At 54.5% G+C, this 5,537-nt stretch carries 3 rRNA genes; all 3 read left to right on the forward strand.

The features are described from left to right. Positions 1-255: 255 nt before the first annotated feature. Positions 256-1,777: ribosomal RNA gene (locus tag KZC52_RS17230) — 16S ribosomal RNA — on the forward strand. A gap of 421 nt (positions 1,778-2,198) precedes the next feature. Beyond that, a 23S ribosomal RNA gene (locus KZC52_RS17235) occupies positions 2,199-5,302 on the forward strand. Between the two features lie 108 nt (positions 5,303-5,410). Beyond that, positions 5,411-5,527 (forward strand): 5S ribosomal RNA (rrf, locus tag KZC52_RS17240). Together the 16S, 23S and 5S rRNA genes form the textbook arrangement of a ribosomal RNA operon. Positions 5,528-5,537: the final 10 nt, after the last annotated feature.

Here is a 5,537-nt window from a genome sequence, read left to right on the forward strand (position 1 = left end):
GATAGAGAAGTTGCCCTTCGGGCCTGGTTGTGATGACTGGGTCGTGGGAGCATCCGATCCTTGAGAACTCAACAGCGTGCACTTGTCAAATGCCAAATAACCTCGATTCAGCTTCGGCTGGATGAGATTCCTTTGGATCAAAGACCAACCTCCTTGTGGGGTTGGCAACGGATGAAGTCAGCAATGAATTTGTCTCTTTGGTCAGCATCAAACTCGCTGCTTCCCGGTTTTTCCCCGGGTGGTATGCATTTCTTTTTTACGGAGAGTTTGATCCTGGCTCAGGATGAACGCTGGCGGCGTGCTTAACACATGCAAGTCGAACGGTGAAGCAGAGCTTGCTCTGTGGATCAGTGGCGAACGGGTGAGTAACACGTGAGCAACCTGCCCCTGACTCTGGGATAAGCGCTGGAAACGGCGTCTAATACTGGATATGTGACGTGACCGCATGGTCTGCGTCTGGAAAGAATTTCGGTTGGGGATGGGCTCGCGGCCTATCAGCTTGTTGGTGAGGTAATGGCTCACCAAGGCGTCGACGGGTAGCCGGCCTGAGAGGGTGACCGGCCACACTGGGACTGAGACACGGCCCAGACTCCTACGGGAGGCAGCAGTGGGGAATATTGCACAATGGGCGGAAGCCTGATGCAGCAACGCCGCGTGAGGGATGACGGCCTTCGGGTTGTAAACCTCTTTTAGCAGGGAAGAAGCGAAAGTGACGGTACCTGCAGAAAAAGCGCCGGCTAACTACGTGCCAGCAGCCGCGGTAATACGTAGGGCGCAAGCGTTATCCGGAATTATTGGGCGTAAAGAGCTCGTAGGCGGTTTGTCGCGTCTGCTGTGAAATCCGGAGGCTCAACCTCCGGCCTGCAGTGGGTACGGGCAGACTAGAGTGCGGTAGGGGAGATTGGAATTCCTGGTGTAGCGGTGGAATGCGCAGATATCAGGAGGAACACCGATGGCGAAGGCAGATCTCTGGGCCGTAACTGACGCTGAGGAGCGAAAGGGTGGGGAGCAAACAGGCTTAGATACCCTGGTAGTCCACCCCGTAAACGTTGGGAACTAGTTGTGGGGTCCATTCCACGGATTCCGTGACGCAGCTAACGCATTAAGTTCCCCGCCTGGGGAGTACGGCCGCAAGGCTAAAACTCAAAGGAATTGACGGGGACCCGCACAAGCGGCGGAGCATGCGGATTAATTCGATGCAACGCGAAGAACCTTACCAAGGCTTGACATATACGAGAACGGGCCAGAAATGGTCAACTCTTTGGACACTCGTAAACAGGTGGTGCATGGTTGTCGTCAGCTCGTGTCGTGAGATGTTGGGTTAAGTCCCGCAACGAGCGCAACCCTCGTTCTATGTTGCCAGCACGTAATGGTGGGAACTCATGGGATACTGCCGGGGTCAACTCGGAGGAAGGTGGGGATGACGTCAAATCATCATGCCCCTTATGTCTTGGGCTTCACGCATGCTACAATGGCCGGTACAAAGGGCTGCAATACCGCGAGGTGGAGCGAATCCCAAAAAGCCGGTCCCAGTTCGGATTGAGGTCTGCAACTCGACCTCATGAAGTCGGAGTCGCTAGTAATCGCAGATCAGCAACGCTGCGGTGAATACGTTCCCGGGTCTTGTACACACCGCCCGTCAAGTCATGAAAGTCGGTAACACCTGAAGCCGGTGGCCTAACCCTTGTGGAGGGAGCCGTCGAAGGTGGGATCGGTAATTAGGACTAAGTCGTAACAAGGTAGCCGTACCGGAAGGTGCGGCTGGATCACCTCCTTTCTAAGGAGCATCTGACTCTTCGGAGTCCAGAACCCAGATCGAAGGCACATGTTCTTCGCTGGGAGCTCATGGGTGGAACATTTGACATGGCATCGAGATCTGATCTCTGGTCGAGTACGCAACTTCGGTTGTTGGAAAGAGTGGGGTGAGGGGACCGGTGCCTGCACGCTGTTGGGTCCTGAGGGACCGGATGCGCTTTGACCTTCGGGTTGGAAGCATTTGGTTACTCTGGGCCTCTTCTGGTTTCCCCCGTGTGGGGTTGCTGGATGGGGTACCGCCCGTACTTTGAGAACTACACAGTGGACGCGAGCATCTTGCAGCCGGCTTTCGAGCTGGTTGCACAAGATGATCTTAAAGATCATTAGTCAATTTCATGCCAGGCTTTCGGGCCTGGTGTCGATTCTGATTCAAACTCATGTGATTTCAAGTCTTTAAGAGCAAACGGTGGATGCCTTGGCATCTGGAGCCGAAGAAGGACGTAGCAATCTGCGATAAGCCTCGGGGAACTGATAAGCAAGTTTTGATCCGAGGGTGTCCGAATGGGGAAACCCCGCTGGGCGGCGTGCCGACCTAGTGACTCCCGCCTGAATATATAGGGCGGGTAGAGGGAACGTGGGGAAGTGAAACATCTCAGTACCCACAGGAAGAGAAAGCAACCGCGATTCCGTTAGTAGTGGCGAGCGAAACCGGATCAGGCTAAACCTAGCGTGTGTGATAGCCGGCAGGCGTTGCACGTTGGGGGTTGTGGGACTTTTCAGTCATCTCTGCCGAGGTGGCGGCGTTACAAGAAGGTATAGACGAACGGTCTTGAAAGGCCGGTCATAGAGGGTGCCAACCCCGTAGTCGAAATGCCTCTCTTGGCGCGAAGAGTATCCCAAGTAGCACGGGGCCCGTGAAATCCCGTGTGAATCTGTCAGGACCACCTGATAAGCCTAAATACTCCCAGATGACCGATAGCGGACAAGTACCGTGAGGGAAAGGTGAAAAGTACCCCGGGAGGGGAGTGAAATAGTACCTGAAACCGTTTGCTTACAAACCGTTGGAGCAGCCTTAGTAGCTGTGACAGCGTGCCTTTTGAAGAATGAGCCTGCGAGTTAGCGATATGTGGCGAGGTTAACCCGTGTGGGGTAGCCGTAGCGAAAGCGAGTCTGAATAGGGCGATTCAGTCGCATGTCCTAGACCCGAAGCGAAGTGATCTATCCATGGCCAGGTTGAAGCGACGGTAAGACGTCGTGGAGGACCGAACCCACTTAGGTTGAAAACTGAGGGGATGAGCTGTGGATAGGGGTGAAAGGCCAATCAAACTTCGTGATAGCTGGTTCTCTCCGAAATGCATTTAGGTGCAGCGTTGCGTGTTTCTTGCCGGAGGTAGAGCTACTGGATGGCCGATGGGCCCTACAAGGTTACTGACGTCAGCCAAACTCCGAATGCCGGTAAGTGAGAGCGCAGCAGTGAGACTGTGGGGGATAAGCTTCATAGTCGAGAGGGAAACAACCCAGACCACCAACTAAGGTCCCAAAGCGCGTGCTAAGTGGGAAAGGATGTGGAGTTGCCTTGACAACCAGGAGGTTGGCTTAGAAGCAGCCACCCTTGAAAGAGTGCGTAATAGCTCACTGGTCAAGTGATTCCGCGCCGACAATGTAACGGGGCTCAAGCACGCCACCGAAGTTGTGGCATTGACATTATTGGTAGGCCTTCGTGGTCCAGCCGTGTTGATGGGTAGGAGAGCGTCGTGTGGCCAGCGAAGCGGCGGTGTAAACCAGCCGTGGAGGCTACACGAGTGAGAATGCAGGCATGAGTAGCGAAAGACGTGTGAGAAACACGTCCTCCGAAAGACCAAGGGTTCCAGGGTCAAGCTAATCTTCCCTGGGTAAGTCGGGACCTAAGGCGAGGCCGACAGGCGTAGTCGATGGACAACGGGTTGATATTCCCGTACCGGCGAAGAACCGCCCAAGCTAATCCAGTAGTGCTAAGTGTCTGAATCCCACTGACGGATCCCTTCGGGGTGAAGCGTTGGGCCTAGCGCACGACCCCATTCTGGTGCGGTTAGCGTATTAACAGGTGTGACGCAGGAAGGTAGTCCAAGCCAGGCGATGGTTGTCCTGGTGCAAGTGCGTAGGCCGAACGGTAGGCAAATCCGCCGTTCACAGAGGCTGAGACACGATGCGGATAAAAAGTGGATGATCCTATGCTGCCAAGAAAAGCATCGACGCGAGGTTCTAGCCGCCCGTACCCCAAACCGACTCAGGTGGTCAGGTAGAGAATACCAAGGAGATCGAGAGAATCGTGGTTAAGGAACTCGGCAAAATGCCCCCGTAACTTCGGGAGAAGGGGGGCCTTCGACGTATTAGGACTTGCTCCGAAAGCGTTTGGAGGCCGCAGAGACTAGTGGGTAGCGACTGTTTACTAAAAACACAGGTCCGTGCCAAGTCGCAAGACGATGTATACGGACTGACGCCTGCCCGGTGCTGGAAGGTTAAGAGGACCGGTTAGCCGCAAGGCGAAGCTGAGAATTTAAGCCCCAGTAAACGGCGGTGGTAACTATAACCATCCTAAGGTAGCGAAATTCCTTGTCGGGTAAGTTCCGACCTGCACGAATGGCGTAACGACTTCCCAACTGTCTCAACCGCGAACTCGGCGAAATTGCATTACGAGTAAAGATGCTCGTTACGCGCAGCAGGACGGAAAGACCCCGTGACCTTTACTACAGCTTGGTATTGGTGTTCGGTGTGGCTTGTGTAGGATAGGTGGGAGACTTTGAAGCATGGACGCCAGTTCATGTGGAGTCATTGTTGAAATACCACTCTGGTCACTCTGGATATCTAACTTCGAACCGTAATCCGGTTCAGGGACAGTGCCTGGTGGGTAGTTTAACTGGGGCGGTTGCCTCCCAAAAAGTAACGGAGGCGCCCAAAGGTTCCCTCAACCTGGTTGGTAATCAGGTGTCGAGTGTAAGTGCACAAGGGAGCTTGACTGTGAGACTGACAGGTCGAGCAGGGACGAAAGTCGGGACTAGTGATCCGGCAGTGGCTTGTGGAAGCGCTGTCGCTCAACGGATAAAAGGTACCTCGGGGATAACAGGCTGATCTTGCCCAAGAGTCCATATCGACGGCATGGTTTGGCACCTCGATGTCGGCTCGTCGCATCCTGGGGCTGGAGTAGGTCCCAAGGGTTGGGCTGTTCGCCCATTAAAGCGGTACGCGAGCTGGGTTTAGAACGTCGTGAGACAGTTCGGTCCCTATCCGCTGCGCGCGTAGGAAATTTGAGAGGATCTGACCCTAGTACGAGAGGACCGGGTTGGACGAACCTCTGGTGTGTCAGTTGTTCCGCCAGGAGCACCGCTGATTAGCTACGTTCGGGATGGATAACCGCTGAAAGCATCTAAGCGGGAAGCCGGCCTCAAGATGAGATTTCCATACCTTCGGGTGAGAGGCTCCCAGCCAGACTACTGGGTTGATAGGCCAGATGTGGAAGTGCAGTAATGCATGCAGCTGACTGGTACTAATAAGCCGATGACTTGATAACACACCGTTTGTTGGTGCTACGCGTCCACTGAGTGGTTCTCGATGTACGGTCGAGAACCGCATAACAACAATGACTTTGTTATGTGTTTGATTGAAACATCAATAGTGTTTCGGCGGCCATAGCGTGAGGGAAACGCCCGGTTACATTCCGAACCCGGAAGCTAAGCCTCACAGCGCCGATGGTACTGCAGGGGGGACCCTGTGGGAGAGTAGGACACCGCCGGACTTCTTTTAAG

Origin of the sequence: Microbacterium galbinum (assembly GCF_023091225.1) — a bacterium.
Classification (GTDB): Bacteria; Actinomycetota; Actinomycetes; order Actinomycetales; family Microbacteriaceae; genus Microbacterium; species Microbacterium galbinum.